This is a genomic window from Enterobacter sp. A8, assembly GCF_004296595.1.
Lineage (GTDB): Bacteria > Pseudomonadota > Gammaproteobacteria > Enterobacterales > Enterobacteriaceae > Enterobacter > Enterobacter cloacae.
Map to the genome: position 1 here is coordinate 45,074 of NZ_SCMF01000004.1, position 19,175 is coordinate 64,248.

Here is a 19,175-nt window from a genome sequence, read left to right on the forward strand (position 1 = left end):
CGGAGGAACCGATATGTCACATGATCCTTTCCAGGAACGCGAAGCTGAAAAATACGCGAATCCTATCCCCAGCCGCGAGTTCATCATTGAACACTTAACAAAACGCGAAAAACCCGCCAATCGTGAAGAACTTGCTGTTGAATTAAACATTGAAGGTGAAGAGCAAACTGAAGCCCTTCGCCGCCGCCTGCGCGCCATGGAGCGCGACGGGCAACTGGTCTTTACCCGCCGCCAGTGCTATGCGCTGCCAGAACGCCTCGACCTGTTGAAAGGGACCGTCATTGGTCACCGCGACGGTTACGGTTTTTTGCGCGTAGAGGGCCGCAAAGACGACCTCTACCTCTCATCCGAACAGATGAAGATGTGTATTCACGGCGACCAGATCCTGGCGCAGCCGCTGGGTGCCGATCGTAAAGGCCGTCGCGAAGCACGCGTGGTTCGCGTGCTGGTGCCAAAAAACAGCCAGATCGTTGGCCGCTACTTTACCGATGCCGGTGTAGGCTTTGTGGTACCGGATGACAGCCGTCTGAGCTTCGATATACTGATCCCGCCTGAAGAGGTGATGGGCGCGCGCATGGGCTTTGTGGTAGTAGTGGAGCTTACTCAGCGTCCAACGCGTCGCACCAAAGCGGTAGGTAAAATCGTCGAAGTGCTGGGCGATAACATGGGTACCGGCATGGCTGTTGATATGGCCCTGCGTACGCATGAGATCCCTTACATCTGGCCAAAAGCGGTTGAAGAGCAGATTGTGGGTCTGAAGGAAGAGGTGCCGGAAGAGTCCAAAGCGGGACGCGTGGATCTCCGCAGTTTGCCGCTGGTCACCATTGATGGTGAAGATGCCCGCGACTTCGATGACGCCGTATACTGCGAGAAAAAACGTGGCGGCGGCTGGCGTCTGTGGGTTGCTATCGCCGACGTGAGCTATTACGTTCGTCCCCATACGCCGCTCGATAACGAAGCGCGCAGCCGTGGTACGTCGGTTTACTTCCCGTCTCAGGTGGTACCGATGCTGCCGGAAGTGCTCTCCAACGGCCTCTGTTCCCTGAACCCGCAGGTTGATCGCCTGTGTATGGTTTGCGAGATGACCATCTCCAGTAAAGGTCGCTTAACCGGTTATAAATTCTACGAAGCGGTAATGAGCTCCCATGCGCGTCTGACCTACACCAAGGTCTGGCATATGCTGCAGGGCGATCAGGACCTGCGTGAACAGTATGCGCCGCTGGTGAAGCACATCGAAGAGTTGCATAACCTCTACAAAACGCTGGATCAGGCGCGTGAAGAGCGCGGTGGGATCTCGTTTGAGAGCGAAGAGGCGAAGTTCATTTTCAACGCTGAACGCCGCATTGAGCGTATTGAACAGACCCAGCGTAACGATGCGCATAAGCTGATCGAAGAGTGTATGATCCTGGCGAACATCTCGGCGGCCCGTTTTGTCGAGAAAGCTAAAGAGCCGGCGCTGTTCCGTATCCACGATAAACCGTCGACGGAAGCCATTACCGCGTTCCGCTCCGTACTGGCTGAACTCGGTCTGGAGCTGCCTGGCGGTAACAAGCCAGAGCCGCGCGATTATGCTGAGCTGCTGGAATCCATTGGCGATCGCCCGGATGCAGAAATGCTGCAGACTATGCTGCTGCGCTCCATGAAGCAGGCGATTTACGACCCGGAAAACCGGGGTCACTTCGGTCTGGCGCTGCAGTCTTACGCACACTTTACATCGCCGATCCGCCGTTATCCGGACCTGTCTTTGCACCGTGCGATCAAGTATCTGCTGGCGCAGGAGCAGGGCCATAAAGGGAACACGACTGAAACCGGCGGGTACCACTATTCAATGGAAGAGATGCTGCAGCTTGGCCAGCATTGTTCCATGACCGAACGCCGTGCCGATGAAGCGACGCGCGAAGTCTCTGACTGGCTGAAATGCGACTTTATGCTGGATCAGGTCGGTAACATTTTCAAAGGTGTTATCGCCAGCGTGACCGGGTTTGGTTTCTTTGTTCGCCTTGACGAGCTGTTTATCGACGGTCTGGTGCATGTCTCCAGCCTCGATAACGACTATTACCGTTTCGACCAGGTTGGACAGCGCCTGATTGGTGAATCGGGTGGACAGACCTATCGCCTTGGCGATCGGGTGGAGGTCAAAGTCGAAGCCGTCAACATGGACGAGCGTAAGATTGACTTCAGCCTGATCTCCAGCGAGCGCGCGCCACGTAACGTAGGTAAAACCGCGCGTGAGAAGGCGAAAAAAGGCGGTAACGGCAACGCGAGCGGCAAACGTCGTCAGGCGGGTAAGAAAGTGAACTTCGAGCCAGACAGTGCCTTCCGCGGTGAGAAAAAGCAGAAGCCAAAAGCGGCGAAGAAAGAGGCTCGCAAGGCGAAAAAGCCGTCCGCGAAAACACAAAAAATTGCTGCTGCGACCAAAGCGAAGCGCGCAGCGAAGAAACAGCAGGCGGAGTAAATTCTCCCCTCACCCTGACCCTCTCCCCACTGGGGAGAGGGGGAAATACCTTTTATGAGAATCATCAATGAGTGAAATGATTTACGGCATCCACGCGGTGCAGGCCCTGCTGGAGCGCACACCGGAGCGTTTTCAGGGAGTGTTCATTCTGAAAGGGCGTGAAGACAAACGTCTGATGCCGCTGATCCACGCACTGGAAGCGCAGGGCGTGGTGATCCAGCTGGCCAACCGCCAGTTCCTGGATGAGAAAAGTGAAGGCGCGGTTCACCAGGGGATTATTGCCCGCGTGAAGCCAGGCCGTCAGTATCAGGAAAACGATCTGCCGGATTTGATCGCTGCACTGGATAACCCGTTCTTCCTGATCCTTGATGGCGTGACCGATCCGCACAACCTCGGCGCGTGCCTGCGCAGCGCCGATGCGGCGGGCGTGCACGCGGTGATCGTACCGAAAGATCGTTCTGCACAACTGAACGCAACGGCGAAGAAAGTGGCCTGCGGTGCAGCGGAAAACGTTCCGCTGATCCGCGTCACCAACCTGGCGCGCACCATGCGTATGCTGCAGGAAGAGAATATCTGGATCGTCGGTACCGCCGGTGAAGCGGATCATACCCTGTATCAGAGCAAAATGACCGGCCGTCTGGCGCTGGTAATGGGTGCGGAAGGTGAAGGCATGCGTCGCCTGACGCGTGAGCACTGCGACGAGCTGATCAGCATCCCGATGGCGGGCAGCGTGTCGTCCCTGAACGTTTCTGTTGCAACGGGTATTTGCCTGTTTGAAGCGGTACGTCAGCGCGGCGAATAAACAGCAAGGCCGTCCTGTGGACGGCCTTTTGTGTTTTATCTCTCTCCCGGTGGGTGAGGGCACCAGACGGTGACAACCTTACTCCTCCAACGTCCGCAAATGGTCATCCTTCCTGAGCGTCATCAGCGCCACAATACTCACCACCGCCGTCGCCATGACGTAATATGCCGGAATGTCGAGGTTTCCCGTCTCCTTAATCAACCCGGTAATAATAAGCCCCGCACACCCCGAGAAAATGGCATTCGACAAGGAATACGCCAGACCAAGCCCGGTATAGCGTACACGCGTCGGGAACATCTCTGAGAGCATTGCCGGCCCTGGACCTGCCAGCATGCCCACCAGACCGCCAGCTATCAATACCACGATCGCTTTTACCGCGAGGGTACTGGACTCCGCCTGCAGAATTTTCAGCAGCGGCAGGGCGAGGATCAGCAGTAACGCGGTGGCGATAATCATCACCGTGCGGCGGCCAATCCTGTCGCTCAGGATCCCCGACGGAATAATGGTGAGCGCAAAGCCGACATTCGAAATCACGGCTATCAACAGTGCCTGGTTAAATCCGGTGTGCAGTGCCGATTGCAGATAGGTCGGCATAATCACCAGATAGGTATATCCCGCCGCCGACCAGACCATCACCCGGCCAATTCCCATCACGATCGCTTTAATTGTGGCGACGGCACTGGCCTGCGCGATCAGCGGTTTTTCCTGCTGCTGCACGAAGCTCGGCGTCTCTTCCATACTCACCCGCAACCAGAGCGCCACCACCCCCATAGGCAGGGCCAGGAAAAATGGGATACGCCAGCCCCAGTCATGCAGGGCTTCCGGTGTCAGTAAGGCAGAAAGCAAGGCGACAATACCCGCGCCCGCTAATAGCCCCAGCGCCACCGTGAACGATTGCCATGCGCCATACAGACCACGTTTACCGCGTGGTGCAAATTCCGTCATCAAGGAAACCGCACCACCGTACTCACCCCCCGCGAACAATCCCTGCAGGATGCGCAGCAACGTAACGATCAGCGGCGCAGCGATACCGATGCTGGCATAGACTGGCACAACACCGATGGCGGCGGTGGCGAGCGTCATCAGCACCAGCACAATAATCAGCGTCGGTTTGCGGCCAATCCGGTCGCCGATGCGGCCAAACACCACCGCCCCCAGTGGGCGGAAAAAGAAAGCGATGGCAAACGAGGCGTAGGTGAGGATCAGGCTGGTCAGCCCCGACTCGCCTTCAAGCTGGAAGAAGTTTTTCGCAATCACGGTGGCCAGAAAGCCGTAGACCGCAAACTCATACCACTCGATGAAATTACCAATGGAGCCTGCAATTAACGCACGCTTATGCGCATTCGGTTGCATAACTTTCCTCACTGAAAGGGATAAGAATAAATTATTCAATAAAAGTGAAGTGATGAAATAGTTTATTCTTATGTTCTGTGAGCTATTTCACGAATGATATCAGCGGGATCGCTACCGTGTGACCTTACTCCCATGCAGCGTGCACAGGGTCTGTCCATACTTATCTTCATTGCCACTGAAGGAGGGAGACAGCATGCACTGGCAAACACATACCGTTTTTAACCAACCCGCACCGCTTTCGAACAGCAACCTTTTTCTCTCTGATTGTGCCCTGCGTGACGCGGTGGCCCGCGAAGGCGCGGAGTGGGATAGCGAGTTGCTGGCCAGTATAGGCCAGCAGTTAGGTACGGCGGAGTCGCTGGAGCTTGGCAGGCTGGCGAACGTCAATCCGCCGGAGTTACTTCGCTATGACCCCACCGGTGAGCGGCTGGATGATGTCCGTTTTCACCCCGCCTGGCATCTTCTGATGCAGGGGCTGTGCGCTAACCGGGTGCATAACCTGGCGTGGGAAGAGGAGGCGCGTAAAGGCTCCTTTGTCGCTCGCGCCGCGCGCTTCGTGTTGCATGCTCAGGTTGAGGCCGGAACGCTGTGCCCCGTGACCATGACGTTTGCCGCCACGCCGCTGCTGCAACAGGCGCTCCCTGAACCTTTCCAGAACTGGCTCACGCCGCTACTGAGCGATCGTTATGATCCTCACCTTGCCCCTGGAGCCCAAAAGCGCGGCCTGCTGATCGGCATGGGGATGACGGAAAAACAGGGCGGCTCGGACGTGCTCAGCAACACTACCAAAGCAGAAAAGTGCAGCGACGGCAGCTACCGGCTGGTGGGTCATAAGTGGTTTTTCTCTGTGCCACAAAGCGATGCGCATCTGGTGCTGGCGCAGGCGAAAGGCGGGTTGTCCTGCTTTTTTGTTCCTCGCTTTTTGCCTGACGGGCAGCGCAACGCCGTGCGCCTGGAGCGGCTGAAAGACAAGCTCGGCAACCGCTCTAACGCCAGCAGTGAAGCGGAGTTTCTGGATGCGTCCGGCTGGCTGTTAGGGGAAGAGGGGGAAGGAGTACGACAGATCCTTCGCATGGGCGGGTTAACGCGTTTTGACTGCGCTCTGGGCAGCCATGGGTTGATGCGTCGGGCATTATCCGTGGCGCTGTACCACGCCCATCAGCGGCAGACGTTCGGAAAAAACCTCATCGATCAGCCGCTGATGCGCGACGTCCTGAGCCGCATGGCGCTGGTGCTGGAGGGGCAAACGGCGCTGCTGTTTCGTCTTGCCCGGGCGTGGGATAAACGCGCCTATCCGCAGGAGGCGGCCTGGGCGCGGCTTTTCACACCAGCCGCGAAATTCAGCGTCTGCAAAGCGGGTATCCCGTTTGTGGCAGAGGCGATGGAGGTGTTGGGCGGCATCGGGTACTGTGAGGAGAGTGAACTCCCCCGCCTGTATCGCGAGATGCCGGTGAACAGCATCTGGGAAGGCTCAGGGAACATCATGTGTCTGGATGTTCTGCGCGTTCTGGCGAAGCAGCCGGGTATGTTCGATCTGCTTGCAGAGGATTTTGCGCAGGTGAAAGGTCAGGACAGACACTTCGATCGCAGCTGGCGGCAGCTGCAGCAAAAACTGCGTAAACCGCAGGAGGCGCAGGGGCGGGAGATTGCGCATCAGCTATTCCTGCTGGGCGCCGGAAGCCAGATGCTGCGGCACGCCTCTCCGCCCGTCGCGCAGGCGTGGTGCCGCATGATGCTGGATACCCGTGGCGGCACGCTGATGACAGAGCAGGTTCAAAGCGATCTTCTGCTACGCGCCACGGGCAGGGTAGGCTAGTTTTTAAGCTGGAACAGGCTCACCAGTTGAGTTAGGTGCGACCCTTTCTCGCGCAGTGATTGTGCGGTTTGCTCGCTGCGCGAGACGCGATCGGCGTTGATGTGGGAGGCTTCACCAATATGGGTCATGGCCAGATTCACCTGACGGATCCCCGCCGACTGTTCGCGGGATGCATGGTTAATCTCGGTCACCAGTTGGTTGATGTTATCGATGTGCGCGATGATGGCATCCATCGCCAGACGCGTCTGCTCTGAGAGCGCATGGCCTTCACTCACCTTGTTCAGCGTGTCGCCAATCAGCTGCTCAATCTCTTTCACCGCATTAGCGCTGCGTGCCGCCAGGGCGCGCACTTCCTGCGCGACCACAGCAAACCCTTTTCCGTGTTCGCCGGCGCGTGCTGCTTCAACCGCTGCATTAAGCGCCAGAATGTTAGTCTGGAAAGCAATCGACTCAATCACGCGCGTGATGTCCTCGATGCGCTTTGAGGCGTCGCGAATATCGTCCATGGTGGAGACTGCGTTCGTCACCGTCTCGCCCCCCTGATGCACCGCGCGTGAGGTTTCCCCCACCAGCTGCTGCGTCTGTTCCATATTGGCCGCGTTTTGCTGCACGGTTGCGGCGAGTTGTTCCATACTCGCGGAGGTCTCTTCAACGCTGCTGGCCTGTTTGTTGATCTGCTCTGAGATCTCACCGGTATCAGAGGCCAGGGCGTTAGTGTCCAGATGGATCTCGCCTGCGGCCTCGCGTACCTGCAGGACAATCTTTTGCAGACCGCCGCCGATCCCGTTGATGGCGTCGATAAGCTGGCCAACCTCATCCTGGCGGGTAACGGACAGGCTGGCACGCAGATCGCCTGCCGCATATTGTCGGGCAAGGTGAATGACGTTACGCAGCGGACGCGTCAGCATGCGACGAATGATGATGACAAACAGCGCGGCAAACAGGACTGACAGCGCCACGCCTGCCAGCAGGAAGCGATCCCGCATCGTGGTGACGCTTGAGAGCAGCGCCGATTTATCCACTTCCCCCATAATGGTCCAGTTCCAGCCCGGCAGCGGCGTATAGGCCATTTTCAGTATGCGACCATCCTCACTTGCGCGTTCCAGCGTGCCCGGGGTATTGCTCAGCAACTGCTGCTGGGTGGCGCTGTCCCACTCAGGAAGCTGGCCTTCCCGGTTCGAGTGGAAAAGGAACTGTCCGCGCGTTTTACCGTTGCTGCGATCCAGCACGAAGAAGTGTCCGCTGTCACCTAAACGACGATTGAGGATTTTTTCGCGCATCACGTTCCAGGAGTGGGTGATATCCACACCAACAAAAATGATCCCAATGACCTGGCCTTCTGCGTTTTTGAACGGCTGATACTGGGTGATATAGCGCTTGCCGAACAGCAACGCCAGACCGCGATAGACCTCGCCTTTGGTGACGGCCGCATAGGCCGGGCTGGCAGTGTCCAGAATGGTACCCATTGCCCGATCGCCGTTCTCTTTGCGCAGGGAGGTGGCGACACGGACAAAGTCATTACCGCTGCGCACAAACAGGGTCGAGATTGCCCCTGTACGCGCCAGGAAGTCGTCAGAAAGTGCATTGTTTTCATGCAGGCCTGTTTCACCCCCTTTCAGAAGGGGAACGCTAAGCCCGTTAATGGTCTGGAGTTGACTGCTGTCGACGCTCAAAGGTTGCGGTAAAAAGGTGGTGAACAGCCGGGTATAGCTCTCGACCTCTTCGCTCAGGCTGGTGTTAAACATCTGTACCATATCAACCATACCGGTGGACTGGTTATGCAGGTCTTCTACCGCAAGGGCTTCAAGCTGCTGGCTGGCTTTATGGCTGAGCAGAAAAGTGAAAAGCAGAAACAGCGTGGCGACACTCACGGCGGTAAGAAGCGATAGCTTTGCGCCCAGACCCGCACGGCGAAAAAAGGTGATCATAAATTGCTCATTATTGAAAAGGTATGGCTTTTCAACGGCAGGACAGAGCTAACATTTACTTAAATAATGTAACAAAATGTTATCAAATTGTTTTTAATAGGGTTGAAAGAAGATAAAAAATTTGCAAAAACGAAAAGCCACTAAAAATAAGTGGCTTTTATCGGAGGTGATTAGACGTAGAGAATAGCCTGTACGCGCCAATGATCGCTGCGGTTATCTTCCTGCATCTGAATAATTCGATACCAGGAAGCGCCCTGTTCATCGGCTTTTAGTGCCACGACACGTTCAACATCTTGCGGGCTCCCCGAAATGTTATTGACGGAGATCTGGCCAATTTCATTAAGGCCAGTGACGCAATCAGCACTGGCGAATTCTGCTGACTGTGCAGTCGTGCTCACAAGGCCTACTGAGAGCAACAGAGAGGTCAAAGCAAGAGTTCGTTTCATTGTCAGCTCCATTTCACATTTCTCCGGTATCCGCCGGGCACTCCTTCGCAAATAAACTCACTTCCATTGTCGCGGGCATGGAGTTTATTGTGGACAGGAAAATGTCTATGGACGCAAAGCAGTGTAAATGTCGTTCAAATGAAGATCGTTATTTACGGTACAAAATAGCCTGTGAATACCACTGTCCCGTAATGATGGTTTCATCGATCATAATGATGACGTAATAATCTGCTTTGGCGGCGGCAGCTTGCGCCTTTATTGACTCCTCAGCGTCATCCGGGGATCCGCGAACCAGCGCGGAGACGGTACCCATTCGTTGTAATCCTTCCGTCTGATTACGACGAATCTCCTGCGGATGGTCGGCGACCGGGGGAGCGGGTTGCGGTGTCCCCTGTAGCGCACTACAGCCACTGAGCAGAACCAGCAACAATAAAGTAGCAAACCTGCGCATAACCATATCTCGTTTCCTGATAGCCATAGTGTAGTTGTCTGCGAATTTAGTTTTGGGGGAATGTTCCCGAAGTGTTATCTGGTACGTATATTTCGAATGAAAATATCGTGAAAGCGTAATCCAGTTCTCAACATTATGAATCATTCATCAGCACAGGGTCGACAATGATTGAAATTGAAACTCGCCGCCTCGGCAATCATGAAATATTACACGCTATCCCTGCGGGAAAAAGTGCACACCCGCTGCCTGTTGTAGTTTTTTATCATGGCTTTACTTCATCAAAGCTGGTTTACAGCTATTTTGCGGTGGCGCTGGCGCAGGCCGGTTTTCGGGTAGTGATGCCGGATGCACCCGATCACGGTGCACGTTTTACGGGTGATGAACAGGTGCGACTGGGGCAGTTCTGGCAGATTTTGCACGGTAGCCTTACCGAATTTGCCGGGCTGCGCGATGCGCTTTACCAGGCGGGGCTGGTGGCGGATCAACGGCTGGCGGTGGCCGGCGCATCGATGGGGGGAATGACGGCGCTCGGGATCATGGCTCGTCACCCTGAGGTGACCTCCGTGGCGTGCCTGATGGGCTCGGGCTATTTTACGTCATTGTCAAAAACGCTGTTTCCACCGCAAGACGCGACGGAGATTGATGCGTTGCTGGCCGAATGGGAAGTGACCCGGGCGTTACCGCGTCTCGCCGATCGCCCGTTGCTGTTGTGGCATGGTGACGCGGATGATGTGGTGCCTCCTGGCGAAACCTTCCGTCTCCAGCAGGCACTACAGCGCGAAGGGCTGGACGGCAACCTGACCTGCCTGTGGGAAGCGGGGGTTCGCCACCGTATCACGCCAGCGGCGCTGGACGCGACGGTGGACTTTTTCCGCCAGCATCTTTAAACGCGCAGAATTTTGACGCCCTGATCTTCCAGCTTCTGGAGGATCTCTGGATTGGCATGTTTGCCGGTGATCACCATGTCAATCTGTTCGGCGCGGCTGAACAACATGCCAGCTCGCTCGCCGACTTTGCTGCTGTCGACCAGTACGACGAGCTTGCCCACGACGTTAAGCATATTTTGCTCTGCCATCGCGGTTAACATGTCGGTTTTGTAGAGCCCGTCCGCTGTCAGGCCTTTGCCGCTGGTAAACATCCAGTGCCCGGCATAGAGGCTGTTTTCGCTATCCTGGGGACTGAGGGTAATGGACTGGCTCTTATTATACTGGCCGCCCATGATCACCACGCTTTCATGTTCCTGATCGATAAGATAGTTAGCCAGCGGCAGATAGTTGGTGATGATTTGCACCGGTTTACCGCACATCTCGCGGCCCAGCAGAAATGCCGTGGAGCCGCAGTTGATCACCACGCTCTCACCCGGGTTGACCAGCTGTGATGCGGCTCTGGCAATGCGCACTTTTTCATCGTGGTTTTGCGCCTGATGGATATTCATCGGCGTCCAGCGGGGGCGCTGCTGGCTGATGGCTTCCGCGCCGTTACGGACTTTTTTCAGCTTACCGCTCTCATCCAGCTTGTTGATATCTCGTCGTGCCGTCGCGGGGGAAATCCCTAAACGTTCGATCACTTTCTCGACGGTGATAAACCCTGTTTGCGCCAGGAGTTCCAGTAATATTTGATGCCGTTGCGCTTCCGTCATGAGCTATTCCGATAAGAATTGATTTGAAAAGATGATATTTGAAATAGCGTGAAATTACTAAAATAAATATGAAATCGCCAGACGCAAGGTCTGGCGATGGGGGTTCACAATCAGAGGAATGACTTGAACGGCAGGTCTGGCTCAATGGTGAAGCAATCATCGAAACCGCGTGGGTAGTGATACTCGAGATTGTCTTTGTCCAGCGGCCAGGTGAACTTGCCGCCTACCTGCCAGATAAATGGCTTGAAGCCATACTTCAGACGGTCTTTTTTCATCTCCCACAGTACGCGGATTTCCTGCGGATCGGCCTGGAAGTTTGACCAGATATCGTGGTGGAAAGGAATCACCACTTTGGTGTTCAGTGCTTCTGCCATGCGCAGCATATCGGCGCTGGTCATTTTGTCGGTGATGCCGCGTGGGTTCTCGCCGTAGGAGCCCAGCGCCACGTCAATCTGATGCTCGTTACCATGCTTCGCATAGTAGTTGGAGTAGTGAGAATCACCGCTGTGGTACAGGGAACCGCCAGGGGTTTTAAACAGATAGTTCACTGCTCGCTCATCCATGCCGTCTGGCAGGACGCCTGCGGCTTTCTGGTCAGCAGGCAGGGTGATCAGCGCGGTGCGGTCAAAGGCGTCCAGCGCATGGATTTCAATGTCTTTAATTTTCACCACGTCGCCTGGCTTCATGACGATGCAGCGCTCTTTCGGCACGCCCCAGCCAATCCAGAGATCCACGCAGGTCTGCGGTCCGATAAACGGCACGTCGTCCGCGCAGTTTTGCATCACCGCTGCCGCCACGTTTACATCGATGTGATCGTTATGATCGTGGGTGGAAAGGACGGCGTCGATCTGGCGAATGGCAAAAGGATCAAGAACAAACGGTGTGGTGCGCAGGTTCGGCTGCAATTTTTCTACACCTGCCATGCGCTGCATCTGATGACCTTTTTTCATCAGCGGATTGCCGTGGCTCTGTTTGCCGGTACCGCACCAGAAATCAACGCAAATATTGGCGCCACCCTCGGATTTCAGCCAGATGCCGGTGCAACCCAGCCACCACATTGCAAACGTACCAGGAGCAACCTGTTCCTGCTCAATCTCTTCATTCAGCCAGCTGCCCCATTCCGGGAAGGTGCTCAGAATCCATGATTCACGGGTGATGGTGTTCACTTTACTCATCGTTTTGACTCCTGGTTTAATCAAAAGTAATCATTTGGTGATTTGTTGTGATTAATGCTGGCACTCTTTGAATCGGTTTGCAACGAGTAAATTGAGGAAATTTATCTTCGCCATGTCACAGATAATCCATTTCTACGTTGTTAGAATATCCGCTATCAATGATTAATTGTATGAATTATAAGAAATAATTTATACGTGTGAATCGGTAGTGAAAATCATTACTAACACCATGGAAATAATTTGCGTGATACGTCACAAATAATCAAATGCAATCTTGTGGTGATTATTTGTGATTAATAGAGTGATGGCACCAACCGAACAGGGATTACCCCCTCGTGTTCTCATTTCTGGAGAGAGTTATGGAGATCCTCTACAACGTCTTTACCGTGTTCTTTAATCAGGTAATGACTAACGCCCCGCTTTTGCTGGGTATCGTGACGTGCCTGGGCTACATCCTTCTGCGCAAAAGCGTCAGCGTCATCATCAAAGGCACAATCAAAACCATCATCGGTTTCATGCTGCTGCAGGCGGGTTCAGGCATTCTGACCAGCACGTTTAAGCCTGTGGTTGCGAAGATGTCGGAGGTGTATGGCATCAACGGCGCCATCTCTGACACCTACGCGTCGATGATGGCCACCATTGACCGCATGGGAGATGCCTACAGTTGGGTGGGGTACGCGGTACTGCTCGCGCTGGCGTTGAACATCATTTACGTTCTGCTGCGCCGCATTACCGGCATCCGCACCATCATGCTGACTGGCCACATTATGTTCCAGCAGGCCGGGCTGATTGCGGTGTCTCTCTATATCTTCGGCTACCCCATGTGGACCACGATTATCTGCACCGCCGTGCTGGTATCGCTCTACTGGGGTATCACCTCCAACATGATGTACAAGCCGACGCAGGAGGTCACCGACGGCTGCGGTTTCTCAATCGGCCATCAGCAGCAATTCGCCGCCTGGCTCGCTTACAAGGTCGCACCGTACCTGGGTAAAAAAGAGGACAGCGTGGAAGATCTCAAGCTGCCGGGCTGGCTGAATATCTTCCACGACAACATCGTTTCAACCGCCATTGTGATGACAATCTTCTTCGGCGCCATTCTGCTCTCCTTCGGGATTGATGTAGTACAGGCGATGGCGGGGAAAACGCACTGGACGGTTTATATCCTGCAGACCGGTTTCTCCTTCGCGGTAGCCATTTTCATCATTACCCAGGGCGTCCGTATGTTTGTTGCCGAACTGTCTGAAGCCTTTAATGGGATCTCCCAACGCCTGATTCCTGGTGCGGTGCTGGCCATTGACTGTGCGGCTATCTACAGCTTTGCGCCAAACGCGGTGGTCTGGGGCTTCATGTGGGGCACCATCGGCCAGTTGATTGCGGTAGGCATTCTGGTCGGCTGCGGCTCATCCATTCTGATTATTCCTGGCTTTATCCCCATGTTCTTCTCCAACGCCACCATTGGCGTCTTTGCTAACCACTTTGGCGGCTGGCGCGCGGCGCTCAAGATCTGTCTGGTGATGGGCATGGTGGAGATCTTCGGTTGCGTGTGGGCGGTCAAGCTCACCGGTATGAGCGCCTGGATGGGCATGGCGGACTGGTCAATCCTGGCACCGCCAATGATGCAGGGCTTTGCGTCCGTCGGGCTGGCCTTTATGGCCGTCATCATCCTGATTGCTCTGGCTTATATGTTCTTCGCTGGCCGTTCTCTGCGAGCTGAAGAAGATGCGGAAAAACAAACAGCAGAAGTTTCTGCTCACTAAGGAGTTTCGATTATGACCGTACGTATCCTGGCTGTGTGTGGTAATGGGCAAGGTAGCTCCATGATCATGAAGATGAAAGTGGACCAGTTTTTAACCCAGTCAAACATTGACCACACGGTGAACAGCTGCGCGGTGGGTGAATACAAAAGTGAACTGAACGGCGCCGATATCATCATCGCGTCTACCCATATCGCTGGTGAAATTAGCGTTTCTGGCAACAAGTATGTCGTGGGGGTACGCAATATGCTCTCCCCTGCGGATTTCGGTCCAAAACTGCTGGAAGTGATCAAAGCGCACTTCCCCCAGGACGTGAAGTAAGGACGCCACATGAAACTACGTGATTCGCTGGCAGAGAATAACTCCATCCTTTTACAGGCCGAGGCCAGCACCTGGCAGGAGGCGGTCAAGCTGAGCGTGGATCTGCTGGTTAAGGCTGACGTTGTCGAGCCGCGGTATTACCAGGCCATTCTTGATGGTGTGGCGCAGCATGGTCCTTATTTTGTCATCGCGCCAGGCCTTGCAATGCCGCACGGTCGCCCGGAAGAGGGCGTGAAGAAAACCGGCTTCGCGCTGGTAACGCTGAAAACGCCTTTGGTGTTTAACCATGAAGATAACGACCCGGTCGACATTCTGATCACCATGGCGGCCGTCGATGCCAATACCCATCAGGAGGTTGGCATCATGCAGATCGTTAACCTGTTTGATGACGAAGCGAATTTTGATCGTTTACGCGCCTGCCGCACTGAGCAGGAAGTGCTGGATTTAATTGATAACGCCACAGCGGCGGCAGTTTAAGAAGGAATTGAAAATGTCATTACCAATGTTGCAGGTTGCGCTGGATAACCAGACTTTGTCCGATGCGTATGAAACCACCCGCTTGATTGCGGAAGAGGTGGATATTATCGAAGTTGGCACCATTCTGTGCGTAGGCGAAGGCGTGCGCGCCGTTCGCGATCTGAAAGCGCTCTACCCGCATAAAATCGTGCTGGCCGATGCCAAGATTGCCGATGCAGGCAAAATTCTCTCCCGCATGTGTTTTGAAGCCAATGCCGACTGGGTCACTGTGATCTGCTGTGCAGATATCAACACCGCGAAAGGCGCGCTGGATGTGGCGAAAGAGTTCAACGGCGATGTGCAGATTGAACTGACCGGTTTCTGGACCTGGGAACAGGCCCAGGCGTGGCGCGATGCTGGCATTCAGCAGGTCGTTTATCACCGCAGCCGTGATGCGCAGGCCGCCGGCGTGGCGTGGGGAGACGCGGATATCAGCGCCATTAAACGTCTTGCTGACATGGGCTTTAAAGTGACCGTTACCGGTGGCCTGGCACTGGAAGATCTGCCGCTGTTTAAAGGTATCCCTATTCACGTCTTTATCGCGGGTCGCAGCATTCGTGATGCCGCGTCTCCGGTGGAAGCGGCACGTCAGTTCAAACGTTCAATCGCTCAGCTTTGGGGCTAAGGAGCGGATATGTTGTCTAAACAGGTCCCGCTTGGCATCTATGAAAAGGCACTCCCTGCGGGGGAGTGCTGGCTGGAGCGGCTGAAACTGGCGAAACAGTTGGGCTTCGATTTTGTCGAAATGTCCGTGGATGAGACCGATGAACGTCTTTCTCGCCTCGACTGGAGCCAGGAGCTGCGTCTGGCGCTGGTGAGTGCGGTCGCCGAAACGGGCGTACGCGTGCCGTCCATGTGCCTCAGTGCCCACCGTCGTTTTCCGCTTGGCAGTGAAGATGATACGGTGCGTGCGCAGGGGCTGGAGATCATGTGTAAAGCCATTCGTTTTGCGCAGGATGTGGGTATTCGCGTGATACAGCTTGCCGGGTATGACGTTTACTATCAGGAAGCCAATGACGAAACGCGTCGTCGTTTTCGTGATGGCCTGAAAGAGAGCGTTGAAATGGCTAGCCGCGCGCAGGTGACGCTGGCGATGGAGATCATGGACTATCCGTTAATGAACTCGATCAGCAAGGCGCTGGGCTACGCGCATTACCTGAACAATCCGTGGTTCCAGCTCTATCCTGATATCGGCAACCTGTCGGCGTGGGATAACGACGTACAAATGGAACTGCTGGCGGGGATGGGCCATATCGTCGCGGTTCATGTCAAAGATACGCGTCCTGGGGTATTCAAAAACGTTCCGTTCGGCACCGGGGTGGTGGATTTCGAACGGTGCTTCCAGACGCTCAAACAGGCGGGGTATTGCGGACCTTACCTGATTGAGATGTGGAGCGAAACGTCAGATGACCCGGCAGGTGAAGTGGCTAACGCTCGCGACTGGGTACGGGAACGTATGGCACGGGCCGGCTTACTGGAGGCTGAATATGCTTAAGCTTAAGCAGCAGGTCTTTGACGCTAATATGGATCTCCCGCGCTATGGGCTGGTGACCTTCACCTGGGGAAACGTCAGTGCTATCGACCGAGAGCAGGGACTCGTGGTGATTAAGCCTAGCGGCGTGGCATATGACGCTATGAGCCCTGACGATATGGTAGTGGTTGATCTTGAGGGTAACGTTGTCGACGGCAAATGGCGCCCTTCTTCAGATACAGCCACCCATCTGGCGCTCTACCGGCGTTACCCTTCTCTGGGCGGCGTAGTTCATACGCACTCTACGCATGCCACAGCCTGGGCACAGGCGGGGCGGGCCATTCCGGCTCTGGGAACCACGCATGCGGACTACTTCTTTGGTGACATTCCGTGCACGCGGGCACTCACGCAGACAGAAGTGGAAGGCGAGTACGAGCTCAACACCGGCAACGTCATTATCGAAACGCTGGGTGAGAGCGAACCGCTGCATACGCCGGGCATTGTGGTCTATCAGCACGGTCCGTTCGCCTGGGGAAAAGATGCGCATGACGCTGTCCATAACGCGGTAGTCATGGAGGAGGTGGCACGCATGGCGTGGATCGCTCGCGGCATCAACCCACAGCTTCAGGGCATTGATGATTACCTGATGAACAAGCATTTCATGCGCAAGCACGGTCCAAACGCCTATTACGGGCAGAAGTGAATAAGTGCTCTGGAATACCGAAAACAGTTGTAACCGGTGGTATTTCAGAGCCATTCATAAAAAAAAAAGCCCCCGGGCAGGGGGCAAGTAAAACGATGGCTATATTCTTTTTGTTGGCTTTCCTGGTGCTAGCGTCAAAGCGTTATCGGTAAATATCTGCACTGGCGTGCATGTTGCCGTTGCTGCCGGGCTCACGCATCAGAATAACGTGGTAGTAATTTGCCCCCTGAGCATCGGTTTCTTTATTAAGCGCCTGATCTGCTTCGCTCTCTGTGGCGAAATGGTGATTGATGTAAATAACGCCTAAGCTCTGCACATCATCCATGTTTCTGGCCTGTCGGCTGTCTATCTTGATGGCTGCCATCGCGTTTGCACTGAGCAAAAGCGCAGCCATTACGGCAATTGCGATTTTTTTCATGATATGCGCTCCACGACTGCGTGCTGTGAGACGGTTGTTTGCTCCCCTCCGGTATTTATATGGTCTCTGATTAAAGTGTAATCACTTATCCGGCGAGGATGCGTGACCATTTCTGATGCAGTTGTTCAAAAAAACAACGCTTCCTAGTGTGGTTAATTTTAAATCACCCACTTAGACCAGCTTTGCGGTTTGTGCGAATTATTTGTGCAATCAGCTTGAGTTTCCTGGGGGGCGCAAGTATTATGACGCGTCAATTTTTCAGCCGACCTTTAACACGTTCCTTGCCTCCCCGGGCCTCGGCTGACCCAGACAGGAGGCTGAATAATCCGTAAGGAGCAATTCGATGCGTCATTACGAAATCGTTTTTATGGTCCATCCTGACCAGAGCGAACAGGTTCCGGGTATGATCGAGCGTTACTCTGCTGCCATCACTGGTGCAGAAGGTACGATCCACCGTCTGGAAGACTGGGGCCGCCGTCAGCTGGCTTACCCGATCAACAAACTGCACAAAGCACACTACGTTCTGATGAACGTTGAAGCTCCGCAGGAAGTGATCGATGAGCTGGAAACTACCTTCCGCTTCAACGATGCCGTTATCCGCAGCATGGTTATGCGTACCAAACACGCAGTTACCGAAGCATCTCCGATGGTTAAAGCGAAAGACGAGCGCCGTGAGCGTCGCGATGATTTCGCAAACGAAACCGCAGATGATTCTGATGCTGGGGATTCTGAAGAGTAATTTCTGATGACCAACCGTCTGGCGTTGTCCGGCATCGTATGCAGGGCTCCCCTTCGAAAGGTCAGTCCATCAGGAATTCCGCATTGCCAGTTCGTGCTTGAGCATCGTTCTGTGCAAGAGGAAGCCGGGTTTCACCGGCAGGCGTGGTGCCAAATGCCCGTTATCATTAGCGGACACGAAAACCAGGCCATTACTCACAGTTTAACGGTCGGTAGTGCAGTAATCGTTCAGGGGTTCATCTCTTGCCACAAGGCAAAGAACGGTCTGAGCAAAATGGTTCTGCATGCCGAGCAGATTGATTTGATAGATTCTGGAGACTAGCCATATGGCACGTTATTTCCGTCGTCGCAAGTTCTGCCGTTTCACCGCGGAAGGCGTTCAAGAGATCGACTATAAAGATATCGCAACGCTGAAAAACTACATCACCGAAAGCGGTAAGATTGTCCCAAGCCGTATCACCGGTACTCGTGCAAAATACCAGCGTCAGCTGGCTCGCGCTATCAAACGCGCTCGCTACCTGTCTCTGCTGCCGTACACTGATCGTCATCAGTAATCGGGCACGGTCCATTAATACGACTTTAAGAGGATAAGGTAATGCAAGTTATTCTGCTTGATAAAGTAGCAAACCTGGGCAGCCTGGGTGATCAGGTAAACGTTAAAGCGGGCTACGCTCGTAACTTCCTGGTTCCACAGGGCAAAGCTGTTCCTGCTACCAAGAAAAACGTAGAGTTTTTCGAAGCACGTCGTGCTGAACTGGAAGCCAAACTGGCTGACGTTCTGGCGGCTGCTAACGCTCGCGCTGAAGCAATCAACGCACTGGGCACTGTTACCATCGCTTCCAAAGCTGGCGACGAAGGTAAACTGTTCGGTTCCATCGGTACCCGCGATATCGCTGATGCAGTTTCTGCAGCAGGCGTTAAAGTGGCTAAGAGCGAAGTTCGTCTGCCGAACGGCGTTCTGCGTACCACTGGTGAGCACGAAGTTGACTTCCAGGTTCACAGCGAAGTGTTCGCTAAACTGGTTGTTAACGTTGTAGCTGAGTAATTTTTTACTCTGCTCGCGTCGAAGCGCCGGCCTTGTGCCGGCGTTTTGCTTTTTAAAGCCTGACGAACCTCTCTTTTAGCTTGTATGGTCGCGATTCCTGACGCATTCTCTGATAATAAAATGAAACGCAATTTTATCTTT

21 protein-coding genes are annotated in these 19,175 nt (G+C 54.5%); 14 read left to right on the forward strand and 7 right to left on the reverse strand.

What is annotated here, in order from left to right; translation table 11 throughout:
- Window positions 1–13 precede the first annotated feature (13 nt).
- Window positions 14–2,455, forward strand: coding sequence for a ribonuclease R (gene rnr, locus EQV24_RS15890; protein ID WP_130626798.1), 2,442 nt, complete (start codon window positions 14–16; stop codon window positions 2,453–2,455).
- Between the two features lie 67 nt (window positions 2,456–2,522).
- Window positions 2,523–3,257: a 23S rRNA (guanosine(2251)-2'-O)-methyltransferase RlmB gene (rlmB, locus tag EQV24_RS15895; RefSeq protein WP_130626799.1), complete on the forward strand. Its 735-nt coding sequence runs from the start codon at window positions 2,523–2,525 to the stop codon at window positions 3,255–3,257.
- Between the two features lie 78 nt (window positions 3,258–3,335).
- Here rlmB and EQV24_RS15900 read toward each other — a convergent pair whose 3' ends face one another.
- Window positions 3,336–4,610 carry an MFS transporter gene (locus tag EQV24_RS15900; protein ID WP_130626800.1) on the reverse strand — a complete coding sequence of 425 codons (1,275 nt, stop codon included), beginning with the start codon at window positions 4,608–4,610 and terminating at the stop codon, window positions 3,336–3,338.
- A gap of 193 nt (window positions 4,611–4,803) precedes the next feature.
- Here EQV24_RS15900 and EQV24_RS15905 point away from each other — a divergent pair, with 193 nt between their 5' ends.
- Window positions 4,804–6,426 carry an isovaleryl-CoA dehydrogenase gene (locus tag EQV24_RS15905; protein ID WP_130626801.1) on the forward strand — a complete coding sequence of 541 codons (1,623 nt, stop codon included), beginning with the start codon at window positions 4,804–4,806 and terminating at the stop codon, window positions 6,424–6,426.
- Here the strand turns inward: EQV24_RS15905 and EQV24_RS15910 are convergent.
- The 3 genes from EQV24_RS15910 to bsmA all read right to left on the reverse strand — a co-directional run bounded on the left by EQV24_RS15910 (window position 6,423) and on the right by bsmA (window position 9,278).
- Window positions 6,423–8,354, reverse strand: coding sequence for a methyl-accepting chemotaxis protein (locus EQV24_RS15910; protein ID WP_130626802.1), 1,932 nt, complete (start codon window positions 8,352–8,354; stop codon window positions 6,423–6,425). The genes EQV24_RS15905 and EQV24_RS15910 overlap by 4 nt on opposite strands.
- 170 nt (window positions 8,355–8,524) lie before the next feature.
- Window positions 8,525–8,800: a DUF1471 family protease activator YjfN gene (yjfN, locus tag EQV24_RS15915; protein WP_139152684.1), complete on the reverse strand. Its 276-nt coding sequence runs from the start codon at window positions 8,798–8,800 to the stop codon at window positions 8,525–8,527.
- A 148-nt stretch (window positions 8,801–8,948) separates the two neighbouring features.
- Entirely contained in the window at window positions 8,949–9,278 is a 330-nt protein-coding gene (gene bsmA, locus EQV24_RS15920) for a biofilm peroxide resistance protein BsmA (RefSeq protein WP_071830088.1), read from the reverse strand.
- A 137-nt stretch (window positions 9,279–9,415) separates the two neighbouring features.
- Here bsmA and yjfP point away from each other — a divergent pair, with 137 nt between their 5' ends.
- Complete coding sequence (yjfP, locus tag EQV24_RS15925) at window positions 9,416–10,138, forward strand: esterase (RefSeq protein ID WP_128311862.1); 723 nt, start codon at window positions 9,416–9,418, stop codon at window positions 10,136–10,138.
- Here the strand turns inward: yjfP and ulaR are convergent.
- Both ulaR and ulaG read right to left on the reverse strand, forming a co-directional pair.
- Entirely contained in the window at window positions 10,135–10,890 is a 756-nt protein-coding gene (gene ulaR, locus EQV24_RS15930) for an HTH-type transcriptional regulator UlaR (RefSeq protein WP_013095301.1), read from the reverse strand. The two genes, yjfP and ulaR, sit on opposite strands and share 4 nt — an antisense overlap.
- Window positions 10,891–11,000: 110 nt before the next feature.
- A complete protein-coding gene (ulaG, locus tag EQV24_RS15935) occupies window positions 11,001–12,065 on the reverse strand; it encodes an L-ascorbate 6-phosphate lactonase (RefSeq protein ID WP_010427455.1) in 1,065 nt (354 codons plus the stop codon).
- Between the two features lie 359 nt (window positions 12,066–12,424).
- Here ulaG and ulaA point away from each other — a divergent pair, with 359 nt between their 5' ends.
- Genes ulaA through EQV24_RS15965 form a run of 6 tightly spaced genes read left to right on the forward strand, consistent with a single transcriptional unit; the run spans window position 12,425 to window position 16,833 of the window.
- Window positions 12,425–13,825 carry a PTS ascorbate transporter subunit IIC gene (ulaA, locus tag EQV24_RS15940; protein ID WP_095453749.1) on the forward strand — a complete coding sequence of 467 codons (1,401 nt, stop codon included), beginning with the start codon at window positions 12,425–12,427 and terminating at the stop codon, window positions 13,823–13,825.
- Window positions 13,826–13,837: 12 nt separating this feature from the next.
- Window positions 13,838–14,143 (forward strand): PTS ascorbate transporter subunit IIB, encoded by a 306-nt coding sequence (gene ulaB, locus EQV24_RS15945; protein ID WP_004109091.1) that lies wholly within the window; start codon window positions 13,838–13,840, stop codon window positions 14,141–14,143.
- A 9-nt stretch (window positions 14,144–14,152) separates the two neighbouring features.
- Complete coding sequence (gene ulaC, locus EQV24_RS15950) at window positions 14,153–14,620, forward strand: PTS ascorbate transporter subunit IIA (protein WP_013095304.1); 468 nt, start codon at window positions 14,153–14,155, stop codon at window positions 14,618–14,620.
- Window positions 14,621–14,633: 13 nt separating this feature from the next.
- Entirely contained in the window at window positions 14,634–15,284 is a 651-nt protein-coding gene (gene ulaD, locus EQV24_RS15955) for a 3-keto-L-gulonate-6-phosphate decarboxylase UlaD (protein ID WP_013095305.1), read from the forward strand.
- Window positions 15,285–15,293: 9 nt separating this feature from the next.
- Complete coding sequence (locus EQV24_RS15960) at window positions 15,294–16,154, forward strand: L-ribulose-5-phosphate 3-epimerase (RefSeq protein WP_130626803.1); 861 nt, start codon at window positions 15,294–15,296, stop codon at window positions 16,152–16,154.
- Window positions 16,147–16,833: an L-ribulose-5-phosphate 4-epimerase gene (locus EQV24_RS15965; RefSeq protein ID WP_013095307.1), complete on the forward strand. Its 687-nt coding sequence runs from the start codon at window positions 16,147–16,149 to the stop codon at window positions 16,831–16,833. Before EQV24_RS15960 ends, EQV24_RS15965 begins: the two co-directional genes overlap by 8 nt.
- Window positions 16,834–16,975: 142 nt before the next feature.
- On the opposite strand, the gene yjfY is transcribed toward EQV24_RS15965, so the two are convergent.
- Window positions 16,976–17,251, reverse strand: a complete 276-nt coding sequence (gene yjfY, locus EQV24_RS15970; protein ID WP_013095308.1) for a DUF1471 family protein YjfY — start codon at window positions 17,249–17,251, stop codon at window positions 16,976–16,978.
- Between the two features lie 343 nt (window positions 17,252–17,594).
- On the opposite strand from yjfY, the gene rpsF reads away from it, so the two are divergent.
- From rpsF to rplI, 4 genes are read left to right on the forward strand one after another with little or no spacing between them, the layout of a single operon-like run.
- Window positions 17,595–17,990 (forward strand): 30S ribosomal protein S6, encoded by a 396-nt coding sequence (gene rpsF / locus EQV24_RS15975; RefSeq protein WP_003856034.1) that lies wholly within the window; start codon window positions 17,595–17,597, stop codon window positions 17,988–17,990.
- Window positions 17,991–17,996: 6 nt separating this feature from the next.
- Window positions 17,997–18,311, forward strand: coding sequence for a primosomal replication protein N (priB, locus tag EQV24_RS15980; protein WP_008502895.1), 315 nt, complete (start codon window positions 17,997–17,999; stop codon window positions 18,309–18,311).
- A 4-nt stretch (window positions 18,312–18,315) separates the two neighbouring features.
- Window positions 18,316–18,543: a 30S ribosomal protein S18 gene (rpsR, locus tag EQV24_RS15985; protein WP_000135199.1), complete on the forward strand. Its 228-nt coding sequence runs from the start codon at window positions 18,316–18,318 to the stop codon at window positions 18,541–18,543.
- Window positions 18,544–18,584: 41 nt separating this feature from the next.
- A complete protein-coding gene (gene rplI / locus EQV24_RS15990) occupies window positions 18,585–19,034 on the forward strand; it encodes a 50S ribosomal protein L9 (protein WP_008502894.1) in 450 nt (149 codons plus the stop codon).
- Window positions 19,035–19,175: the final 141 nt, after the last annotated feature.

Excerpts from the sequence above, each read along its gene's own strand:
- rnr (WP_130626798.1), top strand. The coding sequence starts at position 14 with ATGTCACATGATCCTTTCCAGGAACGCGAAGCTGAAAAATACGCGAAT.
- rlmB (WP_130626799.1), top strand. The coding sequence starts at position 2,523 with ATGAGTGAAATGATTTACGGCATCCACGCGGTGCAGGCCCTGCTGGAG.
- EQV24_RS15900 (WP_130626800.1), bottom strand. The coding sequence starts at position 4,610 with ATGCAACCGAATGCGCATAAGCGTGCGTTAATTGCAGGCTCCATTGGT.
- EQV24_RS15905 (WP_130626801.1), top strand. The coding sequence starts at position 4,804 with ATGCACTGGCAAACACATACCGTTTTTAACCAACCCGCACCGCTTTCG.
- EQV24_RS15910 (WP_130626802.1), bottom strand. The coding sequence starts at position 8,354 with ATGATCACCTTTTTTCGCCGTGCGGGTCTGGGCGCAAAGCTATCGCTT.
- yjfN (WP_139152684.1), bottom strand. The coding sequence starts at position 8,800 with ATGAAACGAACTCTTGCTTTGACCTCTCTGTTGCTCTCAGTAGGCCTT.
- bsmA (WP_071830088.1), bottom strand. The coding sequence starts at position 9,278 with ATGGCTATCAGGAAACGAGATATGGTTATGCGCAGGTTTGCTACTTTA.
- yjfP (WP_128311862.1), top strand. The coding sequence starts at position 9,416 with ATGATTGAAATTGAAACTCGCCGCCTCGGCAATCATGAAATATTACAC.
- ulaR (WP_013095301.1), bottom strand. The coding sequence starts at position 10,890 with ATGACGGAAGCGCAACGGCATCAAATATTACTGGAACTCCTGGCGCAA.
- ulaG (WP_010427455.1), bottom strand. The coding sequence starts at position 12,065 with ATGAGTAAAGTGAACACCATCACCCGTGAATCATGGATTCTGAGCACC.
- ulaA (WP_095453749.1), top strand. The coding sequence starts at position 12,425 with ATGGAGATCCTCTACAACGTCTTTACCGTGTTCTTTAATCAGGTAATG.
- ulaB (WP_004109091.1), top strand. The coding sequence starts at position 13,838 with ATGACCGTACGTATCCTGGCTGTGTGTGGTAATGGGCAAGGTAGCTCC.
- ulaC (WP_013095304.1), top strand. The coding sequence starts at position 14,153 with ATGAAACTACGTGATTCGCTGGCAGAGAATAACTCCATCCTTTTACAG.
- ulaD (WP_013095305.1), top strand. The coding sequence starts at position 14,634 with ATGTCATTACCAATGTTGCAGGTTGCGCTGGATAACCAGACTTTGTCC.
- EQV24_RS15960 (WP_130626803.1), top strand. The coding sequence starts at position 15,294 with ATGTTGTCTAAACAGGTCCCGCTTGGCATCTATGAAAAGGCACTCCCT.
- EQV24_RS15965 (WP_013095307.1), top strand. The coding sequence starts at position 16,147 with ATGCTTAAGCTTAAGCAGCAGGTCTTTGACGCTAATATGGATCTCCCG.
- yjfY (WP_013095308.1), bottom strand. The coding sequence starts at position 17,251 with ATGAAAAAAATCGCAATTGCCGTAATGGCTGCGCTTTTGCTCAGTGCA.
- rpsF (WP_003856034.1), top strand. The coding sequence starts at position 17,595 with ATGCGTCATTACGAAATCGTTTTTATGGTCCATCCTGACCAGAGCGAA.
- priB (WP_008502895.1), top strand. The coding sequence starts at position 17,997 with ATGACCAACCGTCTGGCGTTGTCCGGCATCGTATGCAGGGCTCCCCTT.
- rpsR (WP_000135199.1), top strand. The coding sequence starts at position 18,316 with ATGGCACGTTATTTCCGTCGTCGCAAGTTCTGCCGTTTCACCGCGGAA.
- rplI (WP_008502894.1), top strand. The coding sequence starts at position 18,585 with ATGCAAGTTATTCTGCTTGATAAAGTAGCAAACCTGGGCAGCCTGGGT.